Annotated in this window: 11 protein-coding genes; 9 read left to right on the top strand and 2 right to left on the bottom strand. The window is 57.6% G+C overall.

Features of this window, described 5'->3' with window-relative positions:
- The first annotated feature begins 3 nt into the window (after window positions 1–3).
- The 4 genes from ACMGG3_RS08480 (at window position 4) to ACMGG3_RS08465 (ending at window position 8767) form a co-directional block, all read left to right on the top strand.
- Window positions 4–792, top strand: a complete 789-nt coding sequence (locus tag ACMGG3_RS08480; protein WP_414149782.1) for an ABC transporter ATP-binding protein — start codon at window positions 4–6, stop codon at window positions 790–792.
- 11 nt (window positions 793–803) lie between these two features.
- Window positions 804–4790, top strand: a complete 3987-nt coding sequence (gene nirB, locus ACMGG3_RS08475; protein WP_414149781.1) for a nitrite reductase large subunit NirB — start codon at window positions 804–806, stop codon at window positions 4788–4790.
- Window positions 4787–7285: a molybdopterin-dependent oxidoreductase gene (locus ACMGG3_RS08470; RefSeq protein ID WP_414149780.1), complete on the top strand. Its 2499-nt coding sequence runs from the start codon at window positions 4787–4789 to the stop codon at window positions 7283–7285. Before nirB ends, ACMGG3_RS08470 begins: the two co-directional genes overlap by 4 nt.
- 75 nt (window positions 7286–7360) lie before the next feature.
- Window positions 7361–8767, top strand: coding sequence for a YchO/YchP family invasin (locus ACMGG3_RS08465; RefSeq protein ID WP_041162694.1), 1407 nt, complete (start codon window positions 7361–7363; stop codon window positions 8765–8767).
- Between the two features lie 3 nt (window positions 8768–8770).
- Here ACMGG3_RS08465 and narL read toward each other — a convergent pair whose 3' ends face one another.
- On the bottom strand, window positions 8771–9421 hold the full coding sequence (gene narL, locus ACMGG3_RS08460) for a two-component system response regulator NarL (protein WP_003856701.1): 651 nt from the start codon (window positions 9419–9421) through the stop codon (window positions 8771–8773).
- On the bottom strand, window positions 9414–11210 hold the full coding sequence (gene narX, locus ACMGG3_RS08455) for a nitrate/nitrite two-component system sensor histidine kinase NarX (RefSeq protein WP_025203922.1): 1797 nt from the start codon (window positions 11208–11210) through the stop codon (window positions 9414–9416). The genes narL and narX overlap by 8 nt, the downstream gene beginning before the upstream one ends.
- A 309-nt stretch (window positions 11211–11519) precedes the next feature.
- Here narX and ACMGG3_RS08450 point away from each other — a divergent pair, with 309 nt between their 5' ends.
- From ACMGG3_RS08450 to narI, 5 genes are all read left to right on the top strand, one after another.
- Window positions 11520–12917, top strand: a complete 1398-nt coding sequence (locus ACMGG3_RS08450; RefSeq protein ID WP_063214300.1) for a NarK family nitrate/nitrite MFS transporter — start codon at window positions 11520–11522, stop codon at window positions 12915–12917.
- Between the two features lie 381 nt (window positions 12918–13298).
- Window positions 13299–17042: a nitrate reductase subunit alpha gene (locus ACMGG3_RS08445; protein ID WP_041162693.1), complete on the top strand. Its 3744-nt coding sequence runs from the start codon at window positions 13299–13301 to the stop codon at window positions 17040–17042.
- Entirely contained in the window at window positions 17039–18574 is a 1536-nt protein-coding gene (narH, locus tag ACMGG3_RS08440; protein ID WP_414149779.1) for a nitrate reductase subunit beta, read from the top strand. The genes ACMGG3_RS08445 and narH overlap by 4 nt, the downstream gene beginning before the upstream one ends.
- Window positions 18571–19281: a nitrate reductase molybdenum cofactor assembly chaperone gene (gene narJ / locus ACMGG3_RS08435; RefSeq protein WP_040017698.1), complete on the top strand. Its 711-nt coding sequence runs from the start codon at window positions 18571–18573 to the stop codon at window positions 19279–19281. Before narH ends, narJ begins: the two co-directional genes overlap by 4 nt.
- Window positions 19281–19958, top strand: a complete 678-nt coding sequence (gene narI, locus ACMGG3_RS08430; RefSeq protein WP_014170469.1) for a respiratory nitrate reductase subunit gamma — start codon at window positions 19281–19283, stop codon at window positions 19956–19958. Before narJ ends, narI begins: the two co-directional genes overlap by 1 nt.
- Window positions 19959–20054: the final 96 nt, after the last annotated feature.

The following is a 20054-nucleotide window of genomic DNA, read 5'->3' as shown; positions in this document are numbered from 1 at the left end:
AAGATGAAACCATTAATTCAGGTCCAGGCCGTGAGCCAGCGTTTTTCTACCGCCAGCGGCGAGTTTCTGGCGCTGCAGAACGTCTCTTTTGATATTGACGAAGGCGAAACCGTGAGCCTGATTGGCCACTCCGGGTGCGGCAAATCGACGTTGCTCAACCTGATTGCCGGGATCACCCTGCCGACCGAAGGTGGGCTGATTTGCGATAACCGCGAAATCGCCGGGCCAGGACCGGAGCGTGCGGTGGTGTTTCAGAACCATTCTCTGCTGCCGTGGCTCACCTGCTTCGACAACGTTGCGCTGGCGGTGGATCAGGTCTTTCGCCGCACCATGAGCAAGGCGGAGCGCAAGGAGTGGATTGAACACAACCTCGATCGCGTCCAGATGGGGCATGCCCTGCATAAACGGCCTTCGGAAATCTCCGGCGGCATGAAACAGCGCGTTGGCATTGCCCGTGCGCTGGCGATGAAGCCTAAGGTCCTGCTGATGGATGAACCGTTTGGCGCGCTGGATGCGCTCACGCGCGCGCATCTGCAGGACTCGGTGATGCAAATCCAGCAGGCGCTGAACACCACCATCGTGCTTATCACCCACGATGTGGACGAGGCCGTGCTGCTTTCTGACCGGGTGCTGATGATGACTAACGGCCCGGCGGCCACCGTCGGCGAGGTGCTGCACGTTGACCTGCCTCGCCCGCGCAATCGGGTTCAGCTGGCGGACGATAGCCGCTATCACCATATGCGTCAGCAGATCCTCCATTTCCTCTATGAAAAACAGCCTAAAGCGGCGTAACGGAGGCGGTGATGCGACTGATCGTTATCGGTAATGGGATGGCCGCAACACGGCTGATTGCCTCGCTGACCGAGCGTGCGCCCGGTCGCTTCACGATCACCGTGTTTGGCGAGGAGTCGGAACACGCTTACAACCGCATCATGCTCTCGCCGGTACTGGGCGGGGAAAAACAGGCGCAGCAGATCCGCCTGCAGGATGACGCCTGGTATCACGCACGGGGTGTGACGGTACGACGGGGGGAAAAGGTGCTCTCCGTGGATGTTGAGAAACGCGAGGTCCATACCACAGCAACCACGCTGACCTGGGACGAACTGGTCTTTGCCACCGGGGCGACGCCTTTTGTACCCCCCATTCCGGGCGGTGACGCTCCGCATGTGTTCACCTTTCGTACGCTGGCCGATATCCGCGCGATTCAGGAGAACCCGGGGCCAGCTGTAGTGCTGGGCGGTGGGGTGCTCGGCGTCGAGGTCGCTGCGGCACTGGCCCGGTCTTGTGACAATGTCACGCTGGTGCATCGTGGTGCCTGGCTGATGGAACAGCAGCTCGATCGGCAGGCAGGCGTTCTGCTTGAAGAGGCGCTGGCGGAGCGCGGCGTTCGCTGCGAACTGTCATCGGGAATGACCGCCATTGCGGCGGATGCCGTGACGTTACAAAACGGACGCAAGATTAACGCCTCTCGCGTGGTGCTGGCGACCGGCGTGCAGCCCAATGTCGCACTGGCAAAAGCCAGCGGCATTCACTGTGCCCGCGGCATTGTGGTTAACCACCAGATGCAGACCTCAGTCCCGGCGATCAGCGCCATTGGTGAGTGCTGCGAAATCGACGGCCAGACGTTCGGCCTGGTCGCACCTTGCCTGGCGCAGGCGGATATCCTCGCCGCCCGGCTGGCTGGGGAGGCTAGCACGCCATTTGCCCTGACCGACAGCGGCATGCGCCTCAAAGTACCCGGTGTGGAGCTGTTCAGCGCCGGGCGAGTAGAGGTTCTGCCAGACGATGTGGTCTGGAGCGCCTGGGATCCGCTGACCCGTCACTATCGCCGTTTGTTACTGCATCGCGGTGCGCTTGCTGGCGTGCTGCTGATGGGGGATTGCCGCAACGCGGCAACATTCACCGATTTACTGGCAACGGCTGCGCCCGCCCACGCGGACTGGCTGTTCAATCGATTCACTACGCAACCGCAGGTTGCAGGACAAAACGCTATGACAAAACCTACGCTGGTGGTGGTTGGACACGGTATGGTCGGCCATCATTTTCTCGAAGACTGTGTGAAGCGCAATTTGCACCGGCAGTACCAGATTATCGTTTTTGGCGAAGAGCGCTATGCCGCCTACGATCGTGTGCATTTGTCAGAGTATTTTGGCGGACGAAGCGCAGAATCGCTCTCACTGGTGGACGGTGATTTCTTTGCTGAACACGGCATTGAGCTTCGCCTCTCGCAGCAAATTGTGAGTATCGATCGCGACGCACACGTCGTGCGTACCGCCAGTGGGCATGAAACCCACTGGGACAAACTGGTGCTGGCGACCGGCTCGTACCCGTTTGTGCCTCCGGTACCGGGCAGCACGCTGCCGGGCTGCTTTGTTTACCGTACGCTGGACGACCTGGATAACATCGCCGCGCAGGCAAAGCAATCCCGTCGCGGGGTGGTCATTGGCGGTGGCCTGCTGGGACTGGAAGCCGCGAATGCCCTGAAACAGCTGGGCCTGGAAACGCACGTCGTGGAGTTTGCGCCACACCTGATGGCGGTACAACTCGACAACGACGGCGCGGCCATGCTGCGCAAAAAGATCGAAGCGCTTGGCGTGGGCGTTCACACCAGCAAAGCCACCACCGACATCGTCTCTGCGAACGGCGGGCTGGTGATGCGCTTTGCGGACGGCGAACAGCTGGAAACTGACATCGTGGTCTTCTCTGCAGGTATTCGCCCGCAGGATGCACTGGGGCGCAGCAGTGGCCTGGTGACCGGAGAGCGCGGCGGGATTTGCATTGATAACCAGTGCCAGACTTCCGATAAAGACGTGTTCGCTATCGGCGAATGTGCGCTGTGGGAGGGTAAAATTTTTGGCCTGGTCGCCCCGGGTTATCAGATGGCGCGGGTGGCATCGGCCACGCTGGCGGGAGAGGCGAGCGCCTTTACCGGGGCTGACATGAGCACCAAACTGAAGCTGCTGGGGGTAGATGTGGCCTCGTTTGGCGATGCCCATGGAAGAACACCCGGCGCGCTTAGCTATCAATGGACGCATGGTCCGCAGCAAATCTATAAAAAGATCGTGGTCAGTGAGGACAATAAAACCCTGTTGGGCGGCGTACTGGTGGGGGATGCCAGCGAATATGCGACCCTGGTGCAGATGATGCTCAACGGCATAGCGTTGCCCAAAGAGCCTGAAACGCTGATTTTACCTTCCTTCGCCGGGAGCGCGCCAAAAGCCCTCGGCGTGGCGGCACTGCCTGACAGTGCGCAGATCTGCTCCTGCCATAACGTCAGCAAAGGTGATATCTGTCAGGCGGTAAGTGCCGGTGCCGCGGATATTGGAGCCATAAAACAGTGCACCAAAGCCGCGACCGGTTGCGGAGGATGCAGCGCGCTGGTGAAACAGGTGATGGAGTACCAGCTTGCGGAGCAGGGCGTGGAGGTAAAAAAGGACATCTGCGAACACTTCCCGTGGTCGCGTCAGGAAATCTATCACCTGGTGCGCGTCAATCATATTCGTACCTTCGACCAGCTTATCAGCCGTTACGGGCAGGGGCACGGTTGCGAAATCTGTAAACCGCTGGTGGGGTCAGTGCTCGCCTCCTGCTGGAATGAGTACCTGCTGAAACCGGCACATCTGCCGCTGCAGGACACCAACGACCGTTATTTTGCCAATATTCAGAAAGACGGGACGTACTCCATCGTGCCCCGGATGCCTGCAGGGGAAGTGTCGGCCGACGGCTTGATAGCTATCGGCCAGATCGCCAAACGCTACCAGCTGTACAGCAAAATCACGGGCGGACAGCGTATCGACCTCTTTGGCGCCACGCTCGACCAGCTGCCGGCGATCTGGCAGGCGCTGGTGGAGGCCGGATTTGAGACCGGTCACGCATACGGTAAATCCCTGCGCACGGTGAAATCCTGCGTTGGGTCGACCTGGTGCCGCTATGGCGTGCAAGATTCCACGCGTCTCGCGGTCACGCTTGAGCACCGCTATAAAGGCTTACGCGCGCCGCACAAAATTAAAATGGCCGTGTCCGGTTGTACCCGTGAATGTGCGGAGGCTCAGAGCAAGGACGTGGGCGTCATTGCGACCGACAAAGGCTGGAACCTTTATCTCTGCGGTAACGGCGGCATGAAACCGCGCCATGCGGATCTCTTTGCCAGCGATCTGGATGACGAGACGCTGATCCGTACCGTCGACCGTTTCCTGATGTTCTACATCCGCACGGCGGATCGCCTGCAGCGTACCAGTACGTGGATGGACAATCTGGAAGGGGGGATCGATTACCTGCGCGAGGTGATTCTTCACGACAGCCTGGGCATTGCGCACGAGCTGGAACAGGAGATGGTTCGCGTGGTGGAAACCTACCAGTGTGAATGGCAGACCACGCTTAACGATCCGAGCCGTCTGGCGCTGTTCCGTACCGAAGTGAACCGTCAGCCGGTGGAGGAGAATAAACGCTGGCAAGCGGTCTGCGCTATCGATGAGATCCCTGAGCAGGCGGGGATCGGCGCCCGGCTGGGGCGAAAACCGATTGCGCTTTTCCGCTTTGGTCAATCTGTCTATGCCCTCGACGACCTCGAGCCGGGCAGCACAGCAAACGTGCTTTCACGCGGTATTCTCGGCGATGCTGCCGGCGAGCCGGTGGTCATCTCTCCGATCTATAAGCAGCGTATCCGTCTGCGCGACGGCTGTCAGGCCGATAACGGGGAACCTGCGGTGCGCGCCTGGCCGGTGAAAATAGAAAACGGTCAGGTGTGGGTCGGGAACGACGCGCAGATCTTGCGTGCGGAGGCGTCATGAATGAAACCCGAACGACGTGCCCTTACTGCGGGGTGGGTTGCGGCGTGATCGCAACGGTAGAGGGTGAGAAGGTTACCGTGCGCGGAGATGAACGCCATCCCGCCAGTTTTGGACGCCTGTGCGTTAAAGGCTCGGCATTAGGCGAAACGACCGGTCTGCAGGGGCGACTGCTGCACCCGGTGGTCGACGGGCAGGAGGTGGAATGGCCCCGGGCGCTGGCGGCGGCAGGTGAACGGCTGCAGACCATCATCGACACCTGGGGACCGCAGGCGGTGGCATTTTACGCCTCCGGCCAGCTGTTGACTGAGGACTATTACGCCGCCAATAAGCTGATGAAAGGGTTTATCGGTGCGGCAAACATTGATACCAACTCGCGGCTCTGTATGTCGTCCGCGGTGACGGGCTACAAGCGCGCGTTTGGTGAAGATGTGGTGCCGTGTAGCTATGAGGATGTGGAAAACAGCGATCTGGTGGTGCTGGTCGGGTCGAATGCGGCATGGACCCATCCGGTGCTGTATCAGCGGCTGGTACAGGCGCGCCAGAACAATCCTGCGATGAAAGTTGTGGTTATCGACCCACGCAAAACGGCCACCTGCGATATTGCTGACCTGCATCTGGCGCTTACGCCCGGCAGTGACGCCGGGCTGTTTGTCGGTTTACTCAATCTGATTCAGGGAACCGACGCGTGGCCCATCGCCCGGGTGGCTGAGTTTTGTGGACTCTCAACCGAGGACGTGGGGACCTTCTACGACTGGTTTGTGACTGCGCCGCGGGCCATCACGCTCTACACCATGGGCATTAATCAGTCCTCAAGCGGCAGCGACAAGTGTAATGCCATCATCAACGTTCATCTGGCCAGCGGAAAATTCGCCCGTCAGGGTTGCGGACCGTTTTCGCTGACCGGACAGCCTAACGCGATGGGGGGGCGGGAGGTGGGTGGGCTGGCGAACCAGCTTGCCGCTCACATGAATTTCGAGCCGGAGTCTCTTTCGCGGGTGGCGCGTTTTTGGGGTACGGAAAGACTGGCCCAGACGCCGGGCCTGATGGCGGTGGAGTTGTTTGATGCGATCGCCCGCGGCGAAGTGAAAGCGGTGTGGATCATGGGCACCAATCCTGCCGTCTCGCTGCCGGACAGCCACGCAGTGTGTCAGGCGCTGGAACATTGCCCGCTGGTGATTGTCTCCGAGGTGATGCAGGAGACCGACACCAGCCGCTATGCCCATATCCGCTTCCCGGTGCAGGCGTGGGGGGAGAAAGACGGTACGGTAACCAATTCCGAGCGGCGTATTTCGCGCCAGCGCGCCTTTCTGCCGGCGCCAGGTGAGACCAAACCGGACTGGTGGGTCATCGCCCGGGTGGCACAGGCGCTGGGCTATGGTGAAGCCTTCGCCTGGGAACATCCGCAGCAAATTTTTTGTGAGCATGCAGCGCTCTCGGCCTTTGAAAATGACGGTGCGCGGGCGTTTAACCTTCATGAACTGGCGTCACTTACCCGTGAGGAATGGAACCGGCTTGAGCCTTATCAGTGGCCAGCGGGGGCCTTTGCGCGCCGGGAAATTGTGCCGGTAGAGCCTCAGCCACACGGTGCGGCAATAAACGCGCTATACCCGCTGATTCTCAATACCGGGCGTATCCGCGATCAGTGGCACACCATGACCCGGACGGGGTATGTCCCGAAACTGATGCAGCATAGTGCTGAGCCGTGTGTTGAGATCGGCGCCGCCGATGCCATGCGCTTCTCACTGTGCGACGGACAGCTGGCGCGCATCAGTTCTCCGCGTGGGGTGATGCTGGCAAGAGTGCGTATCACTGACGGGCAGCGAGAAGGTGAGCTGTTTGTGCCAATGCACTGGAATGCCCTGTTTGCCCGCCAGGGGAAGGTGAATGCGCTGGTGGAAGGGCGCTGTGACCCGCTGTCCGGTCAGCCCGAGAGTAAACAGACGGCCGTCAGGATTATGCCCTGGCAGCCGGGCTGGCAGGGTGAGCTTTATGCCCGTGAACTGCCGGAGCTTCCCCCCTCTGTCTGCTGGTGGCGTAAAGTCTCACGTCTGACGGTGGCGGGGGATAAGCCGTTGCTGGCGTGGGTTATGCAGTACGCCAGTGAACGGGGCTGGCAGCTGCAGGTCGCGCAGACCAGCGAGCGCAGCAGCGTGCTGGCCTGGCATGACGGACAACTGATGCTCGGGTTCTGGGAAGGCACTGCGTTACCGACACTGGCGCACGCGGTAATTGAAGCCGCGTTTCGTTCACCTCCCGTGACGCTTGCTGAGCGCCACGCGTTGTTGAATGGACAGGGAACCGGGGACAGTGTCGATCCGGGCCGGATCATCTGCAGCTGTTTCAGCGTGGGGGAAAACGTCATACGCGAGGCGATTGGGGGAGGGTGTGATTCCGTCGCGGCGCTGGGTGCCAGGCTGCGCTGCGGAACGAACTGCGGCTCCTGTGTGCCTGAACTAAAAACAATGTTTCAGGATATTCCGGAAAATTCCTCTTAAGGCTGCAAAACGTGAGGAATAACGGTAAGGTACCCGGTGTTCTCACGTAAGCATCGGGTATTTCTTACGACGTTAATGGCTGTTTCATCTCATCTTCGTTTGCTTGCTTTACTCCCCCTCATTCCGGTCGGAGCCGTTCACGGTGCGCCGAATTCCTTTGTGCAACAGGCACAGAACCCCTTTGATAACAACGGGGATAATCTGCCCGATCTCGGCATGGCGGCGCCCACGACCGAGGGCGAAAAACATCTGGCAGAAATGGCGAAAGCGTTTGGCGAAGCCAGTATGACCGATAACGGCCTGACGACAGGCGAGCAGGCGCGTCAGTTTGCCTTTGGCAAGGTGCGTGACGCGGTGAGCGGCGAAGTGAACCAGCATATTGAATCCTGGCTTTCACCGTGGGGGAACGCCAGCGTGAACTTGCTGGTGGATGACGACGGCAAATTTAACGGCAGCAGCGGCAGCTGGTTTATTCCGTGGAACGATAACAACCGTTATCTGAGCTGGAGCCAGCTTGGCCTGACGCAGCAGACTGACGGTCTGGTGAGCAATGCCGGCATTGGGCAGCGCTGGGTTGCCGGAAAATGGTTGCTCGGCTACAACACCTTTTACGACAACCTGCTGGATGAAAACCTGCAGCGTGCCGGGTTAGGTGCGGAAGTGTGGGGCGAGAACCTGCGTCTGTCTGCGAACTATTATCAGCCCTTTGCCGGCTGGCGCGATCGCTCGGACATTCAGGAGCAGCGCATGGCCCGGGGGTACGACGTGACCGCTAAAGCGTGGCTTCCGTGGTTCCATCACCTGAATACCAGCGTCAGCTTTGAGCAATATTTTGGTGATAACGTTGACCTGTTCAACAGCGGTACCGGTTATCACAACCCGGTGGCGGTCAATCTGGGGCTGAATTATACCCCCGTTCCGCTGGTGACCCTCACCGCCGGGCATAAGCAAGGGGAGAGTGGGGTGAGCCAGAATAATCTTGGGCTCAAGCTCAACTACCGCTTTGGCGTGCCGCTGGTGAAGCAACTTTCTGCCAGTGAAGTCGCCGCCACCCGTTCTCTGCGCGGCAGTCGCTATGATTCGCCAGAGCGGGATAACCTGCCGGTGATGGAGTTCCGCCAGAGCAAAACGTTGTCTGTCTACCTGGCGACACCGCCGTGGGATCTTAAAGGGGGCGAAACCGTGATGCTTAAGCTGCAGATCCGCAGTAAGCACGGGATTCGCCAGCTTCACTGGCAGGGAGATACGCAGGCGCTGAGTCTGACATCGCCGGCCAACAATACCAGCGAAGACGGCTGGAGCGTGATTATGCCTGCCTGGGATGACAGTGAAGGCGCGAGCAACCGCTGGCGGCTTTCGGTGGTGGTCGAAGATAATGATGGCAAGCGCGTCTCGTCCAATGAGATCACGCTGGCTGTGGCGCAACCGCTTGTGGCATTACCCGCCGACGATCCGCGCTGGAAGCTGCTGCCGGATGAGTAATGCTTAAAAAATACGTTCCTGGTGTACCCATACCGCGGCTTCAACCCGCGATTTTAACTTCATTTTCTTCAGCATATGTTTCACATGCACTTTGACCGTGCTTTCGGTGATATCCAGGCGACGCGCAATCATTTTATTCGGCAGGCCCTGGGCAATCAGCTTTAGAATATCGCGCTCACGCGGCGTTAACTGACTGACATCGCGATCCGAGGTGGCGCGGTTTGCCCGCAGGCTGGCGGCCAGCACCGGGGTTAAGGCTTCGCTCAGTACCATCTCACCCGCGGCGGCCTGTTGCAGGGCCTTGAGCAGATCTTCCGGCTCCATATCTTTCAGCAGGTAGCCGTCCGCGCCACGCTTGAGCGCCGTCACCACATCCTCTTCATGGTTCGAGACGCTAAAGACCACTACGCGTCCGGAGAGCGATTTTTCCCGCAGCTTGTCGAGCGTTTCCAGACCGTTCATGCCCGGCATGTTGAGATCGAGCAGGATCAGATCGGGATCAAGCGATTCAGCAAGCTCAATGCCCTGTTCGCCATTGCTGGCTTCGCCAACGACGGTGATATCGGGTGCCATGCTGACCAGCTGTTTAACGCCAGTACGCAGCATCGGATGGTCGTCGATCAACAGGATGGATGCCGGTTCCTGATTAGTCATGGGTTTCTCCTTGAGCAGTTGTGAGCGGTTTTTCGGGAATAAAGGTGACCACGACTTCCGTGCCACCTGTCTCTCGCCGGCGAACCTGGCAATCACCGCGCAGGCTTTGGGCGCGGTCTCGCATGATAATTAAACCATAATGGTTAGTTCTTTCGGCATTTTCCGGCACGCCGCAGCCGTTGTCATGAACCGTGAGCCTGACCTGATTATCGTGCTGGCTGACGGTAACGGTGACCGCCGTCGCGTCAGCGTGTTTGAGCACGTTGCTCAGGGCTTCACGGGCGATCTGCAGTAGATGAATCGCCTGATGGGAGGGGACAAACCGCGGCGGCAGCTGATAATCAAGCTTCACCGGGAACCCCAGTCGGGCGCTAAATTCATGGCAGCTGGACTCCAGCGCGGGGCGCAGGCCAGGCTCGGTCAGCTGCAGGCGGAAGGTGGTTAATAGCTCGCGAAGCTGAATCCATGAGGTATTGAGTTCGTTGCGGATCTGGCTCAGCAGCTGTTTGTTGCTTTCCGGCATCTCCGCATCCTGCATCTGCAGACAGCTGACCTGCATTTTCATACAGGAGAGCGACTGGGCGATGGAGTCATGCAGTTCGCGCGCGATAGTCGCACGCTCTTCCATGACGATCAGCTGCTGTTGCTTTTCCTGATGGCGGTCGAGCGCCAGCGTAGCGGTCAGCTGCTCGACCAGCGTATCGACCAGCTGCTGCTGATCGTGGCTCAGATGCCGCCCGGCGGGCAGCGTGGCCAGCAGGATACCGTACTGGGTATGGCTGTCCGTCAGTCGCCACTTCAGCGTCGTACCGCCGGAGGTCAGGGGCGGCAAGCCTCGCGGGCAAAGATGACAGCCTTTGTCATCGCAGGACATGTCGGACTGACAGGTAAATTCCTGATGATTATCTTCATCTTCCACATCGTAGACCCGCAGCTCCAGGTCATGCAGCAAGGTCAGATTTTGCAGGCCATTCAGTACCGGCGAGAGGCGTTCACATAACGGCACCTGCATATGCAGACGACGATTGGCCTGCCACAGGAAGGAGAGGATTTCATTTTTCTGCTCCAGCCCTGCCGTTTTCTCCTGCACGCGTTTTTCCAGCACGGCGTAGCTTTCGGAGAGTTCTTCCGACATGGTATTGAGCGCCTGGCCCAGCATCGCCATTTCATTACGCCCGCTGATATGCGTGCGCTGAGTAAAATCGCGTGCGGTTACCGCGCGGGCCATCGCCAGCAGCTGTTTCCAGGGATTCAACAGCCGGGCGCGCAGCCAGAGGATGGTGAAAATCAGCAGCAGCCCCATAAACAACGCCATGGCGCGGTGAACCATCAGCACCCGGTCGATACGCAATTCGGTGGTCTGATCGAAAGAGGAGACCAGCGCGTCAATGCGCGACACAAAGCCCGCGACGTCCCGTGCCACGGTCTCAGTATTGCGCGCCTGTTTCAGACCAGGCTGAAGCTGGGTGTGCCAGTAGTTTTGCAGGGATTTAAGCTGTGATTCCTGCCCGTCACGGATGGCGGCGCGTTCCAGCTCCGGGCTGAACGCGGTACGCTCCATTTCGTCGATCAAAGGCTGATCGTCTTCCGTCAGCGGTACCGACGCCAGCAGGCGATAACTCTGCATGCGTAGAGAGCCTGCCTCGTTGATGGCATGCGCATTACCCTGTACGCCCTGTACCAGCCAGCCAGAAATCGCCATACCGGTCACACCGAGGGCGGTGGACAGCATAACGATCAGTGCCAACTGGTTAACCAGTGTTAGCGGAGATAAACATCTTTTTAACATAGAGTTGCCGGGCTCCTGACGTGGCCTGCTTGCAGGAATGGCGCTATTCTGGTGCATACCCAGGAGTATACCCATACCAATAAAGGATTACCCCTAAATTGCCAATGGAGTAAGCGGCAGGAGGAGGCGGTATCGGGGACGCTTCAGTGCCGTGAAAAACCACGTCTTTTTTACTGAAATAGCCTACTCACTAAGGATAAGGGCTTTTTTCGCGCTGTAAAACCTCCCACTTTTCCTTTGATTTATATCAACTTACCGCCGCCCTAAAACCCTAATGTTTGCAGCATCATTCGAGAATCAGAGGTGTCTATGAGTCACTCATCCGCTCCCGAAAGGGAAAATGGTGCCGTTATTACTGAATGGCGTCCAGAGGATCCGGCGTTCTGGCAACAGCGCGGCCATCGTATAGCCAGCCGGAATCTGTGGATTTCCGTTCCGTGTTTGCTGTTAGCGTTTTGCGTATGGATGTTGTTTAGTGCAGTGGCAGTCAATCTGCCAAAAGTGGGTTTTACCTTTACGACCGATCAGCTGTTTATGCTGACCGCGTTGCCGTCGCTGTCCGGTGCGCTGCTGCGCGTCCCTTACGCGTTTATGGTGCCGGTGTTTGGTGGTCGTCGCTGGACGGCGTTCAGTACGGGCATCATGATCGTACCTTGCGTGTGGCTGGGTTTTGCGGTGCAGGATACCTCCACGCCTTTCAGCGTGTTCGTGATTATCTCCCTGCTGTGCGGTTTTGCTGGCGCTAACTTCGCCTCCAGTATGGCGAACATCAGCTTCTTCTTCCCGAAAGCGAAGCAGGGCGGTGCGCTGGGTATTAACGGCGGTCTGGGAAACATGGGCGTAAGCGTGATGCAGTTAATTGCACCGCTGGCAATCTCTGTCTCCATTTTTGCAGCCTTTGGTGGCGGTGGCGTCGAGCAGGCGGATGGTTCTTCCCTGTACCTGCAGAATGCGGCGTGGATTTGGGTTCCGTTCCTGGTGGTCTTCACCCTGGCGGCATGGTTCTTTATGAACGATCTGTCGGCATCTAAGGCTTCGCTGAGCGAGCAGTTGCCGGTGCTGAAACGCGGCCACCTGTGGGTCATGGCGCTGCTTTATCTGGCAACCTTCGGGTCGTTTATCGGTTTCTCCGCAGGCTTTGCCATGCTGTCCAAAACACAGTTCCCGGAAGTGCAGATCCTGCAGTTTGCCTTCTTTGGTCCGTTCATCGGTGCCCTGGCGCGTTCACTGGGCGGGATGGTGTCTGACCGTCTGGGCGGAACACGCGTGACGCTGGTGAACTTTGTGATCATGGCTATTTTCTGTGCGCTGCTGTTCCTGACGCTGCCAGCCAATGGCCAGGGTGGCAACTTTACCGCCTTCTTCGGCGTGTTTATGGTGCTGTTCCTGACGGCCGGTCTGGGTAGCGCATCGACCTTCCAGATGATTTCCGTTATCTTCCGCAAACTGACGATGGATCGCGTTAAAGCGCAGGGCGGAAGCGAAGAGCAGGCCATGCGTGAAGCCGCGACGGATACGGCTGCTGCACTGGGCTTTATCTCTGCCATCGGCGCAATTGGCGGCTTCTTTATTCCGAAAGCGTTCGGTATCTCTCTGGACCTGACCGGCTCTCCGGCAGGGGCAATGAAAGTCTTCCTCGTTTTCTATATCGCCTGCGTAGTGATTACGTGGCTGGTATATGGCCGTAATACCAAAAAAAATAAGTAAGTGTGATTATCCGTTTGCGCGGCCTTCGGGCCGCGTTTTTTTATTACTACAGTAGTTACAACATACTGATGGCGTTTAAGGAACAATGCCTGCGGGTAACACTGTGATCGCCATCGCTTTACAGGGCGGTCTACCCCTTAATACCTGAGATGTTAAATTTAGCCCTGCTTTTTGTACGATAAATTATAAATATCATTATAAATTAATGGCTTATAAAAATTAAAAATCTACCGCTTTGGTGGTATCCGATCTAATACCCCACCTGAAACTCCCTCTCCGCCTTGATCGTTATCAATTCTCGCCATCTATCAGAGCGTTACCTTCGCTGCAAATCAGCAATGTCGATTTAGAGAGCCACAGGCTCCACACAGGAGATACCCGATGAGCAAATTTTTGGACCGGTTTCGCTACTTCAAACAGAAGGGTGAAACTTTTGCCGATGGGCACGGCCAGGTTCTGGAGACCAACCGGGACTGGGAAGACGGTTACCGTCAGCGCTGGCAGCATGACAAAGTCGTCCGTTCGACCCACGGCGTGAACTGCACTGGCTCATGTAGCTGGAAGATTTTCGTTAAAAACGGCCTGGTGACATGGGAAATGCAGCAGACCGACTATCCGCGTACCCGTCCGGATATGCCAAACCACGAACCTCGTGGCTGCCCGCGTGGTGCAAGCTACTCCTGGTATCTGTACAGCGCCAACCGTCTGAAATACCCTCTGATGCGCAAACGCCTGATGAAAATGTGGCGTGAAGCGAAAGTGCTGCACAGCGATCCGGTTGATGCCTGGGCATCCATTATCGAAGATGCCGACAAAGCAAAAAGCTTTAAGCAGGCGCGTGGGCGCGGTGGTTTTGTTCGTTCTTCCTGGAAAGAGGTCAACGAACTGATTGCTGCCTCTAACGTTTATACCGTCAAAACCTACGGACCGGACCGCGTCGCGGGCTTCTCGCCTATTCCGGCGATGTCGATGGTCTCTTACGCCTCAGGTGCTCGCTATCTGTCGCTTATCGGCGGAACCTGTCTGAGCTTCTACGACTGGTACTGCGACCTGCCGCCAGCCTCTCCGCAGACCTGGGGCGAGCAGACCGACGTGCCGGAATCCGCTGACTGGTACAACTCCAGCTACATTATTGCCTGGGGCTCTAACGTTCCACAGACCCGTACGCCGGATGCCCACTTCTTCACGGAAGTGCGTTACAAAGGCACCAAAACCGTTGCGGTAACCCCGGACTATGCGGAAATTGCCAAGCTGTGCGACCTGTGGCTGGCCCCTAAACAGGGTACCGACTCCGCGATGGCGCTGGCGATGGGCCACGTGATGCTGCGTGAGTTCCACCTCGATAAACCCAGCCAGTACTTTACTGACTATGTCCGTCGTTATACCGACATGCCGATGCTGGTCATGCTGGAAGAGCGTGATGGCTATTATGCAGCGGGCCGCACGCTGCGTGCCGCCGATCTGGTGGATGCGCTGGGTCAGGAAAACAATCCTGAGTGGAAAACGGTCGCCTATAACAATAACGGCGAGCTGGTGGCACCCAACGGCTCTATCGGTTTCCGCTGGGGCGAGAAGGGCAAGTGGAACCTCGAGCAGCGTAACGGTACCACCGGTGAAGAGACTGAATTGCGTCTGAGCATGTTGGGTAGCCAGGACGAAATTGCTGATGTGGGCTTCCCGTACTTCGGCGGCGAAGGGTCCGAGCATTTCAACAAAGTTGAGCTGCAGAACATCCTGATGCATAAGCTGCCGGTCAAACGTCTGCAGCTGGCGGATGGGTCGACGGCGCTGGTGACCACCGTGTATGACCTGACGCTGGCCAACTACGGCCTGGAGCGCGGCCTGAATGATGAAAACTGCGCAACCAGCTACGACGACATCAAAGCGTATACTCCGGCCTGGGCAGAGCAGATTACCGGCGTGCCGCGTGGACACATCACCCGTATCGCCCGTGAATTCGCTGAAAATGCTGACAAGACGCATGGCCGTTCAATGATCATTGTTGGTGCCGGTCTGAACCACTGGTATCACCTTGATATGAACTATCGTGGCCTGATCAACATGCTGATCTTCTGCGGTTGTGTGGGTCAAAGCGGCGGCGGCTGGGCGCACTATGTCGGCCAGGAAAAACTGCGTCCGCAGACGGGCTGGCAGCCACTGGCGTTTGCCCTCGACTGGCAGCGTCCGGCGCGTCATATGAACAGTACGTCTTACTTCTACAACCACTCCAGCCAGTGGCGCTACGAGACGGTAACGGCCCAGGAACTGCTGTCGCCAATGGCGGATAAATCCCGGTACAGCGGCCACCTGATCGACTTCAACGTCCGCGCTGAACGCATGGGCTGGCTGCCGTCTGCACCTCAGTTAGGGACTAACCCGCTGCGCATTGCCGACGAGGCGAAGAAAGCGGGCATGACCCCGGCGGATTACACCGTCAAGGCACTGAAAGACGGCACCATTCGCTTTGCGGCCGAGCAGCCTGAAAACGGCAAAAACCATCCGCGTAACCTGTTTATCTGGCGCTCTAACCTGCTGGGCTCCTCCGGTAAAGGCCACGAGTACATGCTGAAATATCTGCTGGGTACTGAAAACGGTATTCAGGGGAAAGATCTTGGCAAGCAGGGCGGCGTGAAACCAGAAGAAGTGGAGTGGAAAGACAACGGACTGGACGGCAAGCTGGATCTGGTGGTGACGCTGGACTTCCGTCTGTCCAGCACCTGCCTGTATTCCGATATCGTGCTGCCAACCGCCACCTGGTATGAAAAAGACGACATGAATACCTCGGATATGCATCCGTTTATTCATCCGCTGTCTGCAGCCGTTGACCCGGCGTGGGAATCCAAAAGCGACTGGGATATCTACAAAGATATCGCGAAGAAATTCTCCGAAGTGTGCGTAGGACATCTGGGCAAAGAGACCGATGTGGTGACCCTGCCGATTCAGCACGACTCTGCAGCCGAACTGGCGCAACCGCTGGACGTGAAGGACTGGAAAAAAGGCGAGTGTGACCTGATCCCGGGGGTGACAGCGCCGCACATTATTCCCGTTGAACGTGACTACCCGGCAACGTACGAACGCTTTACCTCTATCGGCCCGCTGATGGAAAAAATCGGTAACGGGGGTAAAGGGATTGCGTGGAATACCCAGAGCGAAATGGACCTGCTGCGTAAGCTCAATTACACCAAAGCAGACGGCCCGGCCAAAGGCCAGCCAATGCTGAACACGGCCATTGATGCTGCAGAAATGATCCTGACTCTGGCACCGGAAACCAACGGTCACGTGGCGGTGAAAGCATGGGCGGCACTGAGTGAGTTTACCGGTCGCGATCATACCCATCTGGCGACGAATAAAGAGGAAGAGAAGATCCGCTTCCGCGATATTCAGGCTCAGCCGCGCAAAATTATCTCCAGCCCGACCTGGTCAGGCCTGGAAGATGAACACGTCTCCTACAACGCTGGCTACACCAACGTTCACGAGCTGATCCCATGGCGTACCCTGTCCGGTCGTCAGTCCCTGTATCAGGATCACCAGTGGATGCGCGACTTCGGTGAGAGCCTGCTGGTTTATCGTCCGCCAATCGATACCCGCTCCGTGAAAGCGGTAATGGGTACGAAATCGAACGGTAACCCGGAGAAGGCGCTGAACTTCCTGACGCCGCACCAGAAGTGGGGCATTCACTCCACCTACAGCGACAACCTGCTGATGCTGACGTTGTCCCGCGGTGGCCCGATTGTGTGGATGAGCGAGACGGACGCCAAAGATCTGGGCATTGAAGATAACGACTGGATCGAAGTGTTCAACAGCAACGGTGCGCTGACGGCGCGTGCGGTTGTCAGCCAGCGTGTCCCGGCCGGGATGACCATGATGTATCACGCGCAGGAACGTATCGTTAACCTGCCGGGTTCTGAAATCACCGAGCAGCGCGGCGGCATTCACAACTCCGTGACCCGTATTACGCCAAAACCGACGCACATGATCGGCGGCTATGCGCAGCTGGCCTACGGCTTTAACTACTACGGCACGGTAGGATCTAACCGCGATGAGTTCGTGGTGGTACGTAAGATGAAGAATATTAACTGGTTAGACGGCGAAGGTAATGACCAGGTACAGGAGAGCGTAAAATGAAAATTCGTTCACAAGTCGGCATGGTGCTGAATCTGGATAAATGCATCGGCTGTCATACCTGCTCAGTCACCTGTAAAAACGTCTGGACCAGCCGCGAAGGGATGGAGTACGCGTGGTTCAATAACGTGGAAAGTAAACCCGGCACCGGCTTCCCAACCGACTGGGAAAACCAGGAGAAATGGAAGGGCGGCTGGATCCGTAAAATCAACGGTAAACTGCAGCCGCGCATGGGTAACCGTGCGATGCTGCTCGGTAAAATCTTCGCCAACCCGCATCTGCCGGGCATCGATGATTACTACGAGCCGTTTGATTACGACTACCAGAACCTGCACAACGCGCCGGAAAGCAAACATCAGCCGATCGCACGTCCACGCTCGCTCATTACCGGACAGCGTATGGATAAGATCACCAGCGGTCCAAACTGGGAAGAGATTCTGGGTGGCGAGTTCGAAAAACGCGCCAAAGACCAGAACTTCGAGAACATGCAGAAGGCGATGTACGGCCAGTTCGAAAACACCTTCATGATGTATCTGCCGCGTCTGTGCGAGCACTGCCTTAACCCGGCGTGCGTGGCGACCTGTCCGAGCGGAGCCATCTATAAGCGTGAAGAAGATGGCATTGTGCTGATCGACCAGGACAAGTGCCGCGGCTGGCGTATGTGTATTACCGGTTGCCCGTACAAAAAAATCTACTTCAACTGGAAGAGCGGCAAGTCTGAGAAGTGCATCTTCTGCTATCCACGTATTGAAGCCGGTATGCCAACCGTCTGCTCTGAGAGCTGCGTGGGCCGTATTCGTTACCTCGGCGTGCTGCTGTACGACGCGGACGCGATTGAAAATGCAGCCAGCACCGAGAACGAGAAAGATCTCTATCAGCGTCAGCTGGACGTCTTTCTCGATCCTAACGATCCGAAAGTGATTGAGCAGGCGCTGAAAGACGGCATTCCGCAGAGCGTGATTGACGCGGCGCAGCAGTCTCCGGTGTACAAAATGGCGATGGACTGGAAGCTGGCGCTGCCGCTGCATCCGGAATACCGCACGCTGCCGATGGTCTGGTACGTGCCGCCGCTGTCTCCGATCCAGTCTGCTGCGGATGCGGGTGAGCTGGGCAGCAATGGCATTCTGCCAGACGTGGAAAGCCTGCGTATCCCGGTTCAGTATCTGGCAAACCTGTTAACCGCAGGGGATACCCAGCCGGTCCTGCTGGCGCTGAAACGTATGCTGGCGATGCGCCACTTCAAACGCGCTGAAACCGTTAACGGTGTTAACGATACCCGTGCACTGGAAGCGGTAGGTCTGACCGAAGCCCAGGCGCAGGAGATGTACCGTTACCTGGCGATTGCCAATTACGAAGACCGTTTCGTGGTGCCGAGCAGCCACCGTGAACTGGCTCGCGAAGCCTTCCCGGAGAAAAATGGCTGTGGCTTTACCTTTGGCGACGGTTGCCACGGTTCAGACACGAAATTCAATCTCTTCAACAGCCGCCGCATCGATGCCCTGGATGTGACGAGCAAAACGGAGCCGCACCAATGATTGAACTTGTCATTGTTTCGCGTCTGCTCGAGTACCCGGATGCTGCGCTTGCGCAGCATCAGCAGGAGCTCTTTGATGCACTCGCGTCATCTGAAAATCTTGAGAAAGAGGATGCCCAGACACTGGCCGTTTTCCTCCGGGACCTGTTAGCGCGCGATTTACTGGATGCGCAGGCGGATTACAGCCAGCTGTTTGACCGCGGACGCGCGACGTCGCTGCTGCTGTTCGAACATGTTCACGGTGAGTCACGTGACCGCGGTCAGGCGATGGTTGACCTGATGGGACAGTACGAGCAACACGGCCTGCAGCTCGACAGCCGCGAGCTGCCGGACCACCTGCCGCTCTATCTTGAGTATCTGGCGCAGTTGCCTAAAGAGGAGGCGCTGGGTGGTCTGCAGGACATCGCGCCGATCCTGGCGCTGCTCGGCGCACGACTTCAGCAGCGCGAGAGCCGTTACGCGGTGCTGTTCGACCTGCTGGTGAAACTCGCCAACGCATCGGTCGACAGTGAAAAAGTTGCGGAGAAGATCGCCGATGAAGCCCGCGATGATACGCCACAGGCGCTGGATGCGGTCTGGGAGGAGGAGCAGGTGAAATTCATGGCTGACCAGAACTGCGGTGAGTCTGAAATCTCCGCTCACCAACGTCGTTTTGCCGGAGCCGTTGCCCCGCAATATTTGAATATCTCTAACGGAGGACAGCAATAATGCACTTCCTGAATATGTTCTTCTTTGACATTTACCCGTATATCGCGGGCACCGTGTTCCTGGTGGGAAGCTGGCTGCGTTATGACTACGGCCAGTACACCTGGCGTGCTGCCTCCAGCCAGATGCTCGATCGCAAAGGGATGAACCTGGCTTCTAACCTGTTCCACATCGGGATCCTGGGGATTTTTGCGGGTCACTTCCTCGGAATGCTGACGCCGCACTGGATGTATGAGTCATTCCTGCCGATTGAGGTGAAGCAGAAAATGGCGATGATTGCCGGCGGTGCCTGCGGCGTGATGACGCTGGTGGGCGGTTTACTGCTGCTTAAACGCCGTCTGTTCAGCCCGCGCGTTCGCGCGACCACCACCGGCGCGGACATTCTGATTTTGTCCCTGCTGATGGTGCAGTGTGCGCTGGGTCTGCTGACCATTCCGTTCTCGGCTCAGCATATGGATGGCAGCGAAATGATGAAGCTGGTCGGCTGGGCGCAGTCTGTGGTGACTTTCCACGGTGGTGCGTCTGAGCACCTTGACGGTGTGGCGTTTATCTTCCGCGTGCACCTGGTGCTCGGGATGACGCTGTTTGTGCTGTTCCCGTTCTCTCGTCTGGTGCATATCTGGAGCGCACCGGTGGAGTATCTGACGCGCAAATATCAGATTGTTCGCGCCCGTCGCTAATTCACTGAAAACTGACACGGGAGCAGGACGCTCCCGTTAATTTCAGATTGTGTAAAGAAGGGGCTCCTATATTATTAGCGGTTGGATTAGCTAGTG

Origin of the sequence: Enterobacter sp. BNK-18 (genome assembly GCF_047456135.1) — a bacterium.
Classification (GTDB): domain Bacteria; phylum Pseudomonadota; class Gammaproteobacteria; order Enterobacterales; family Enterobacteriaceae; genus Enterobacter; species Enterobacter ludwigii.
The sequence above is the reverse complement of the archived record's forward strand: the minus strand, read 5'-3'. Positions and strand labels throughout refer to the sequence as shown.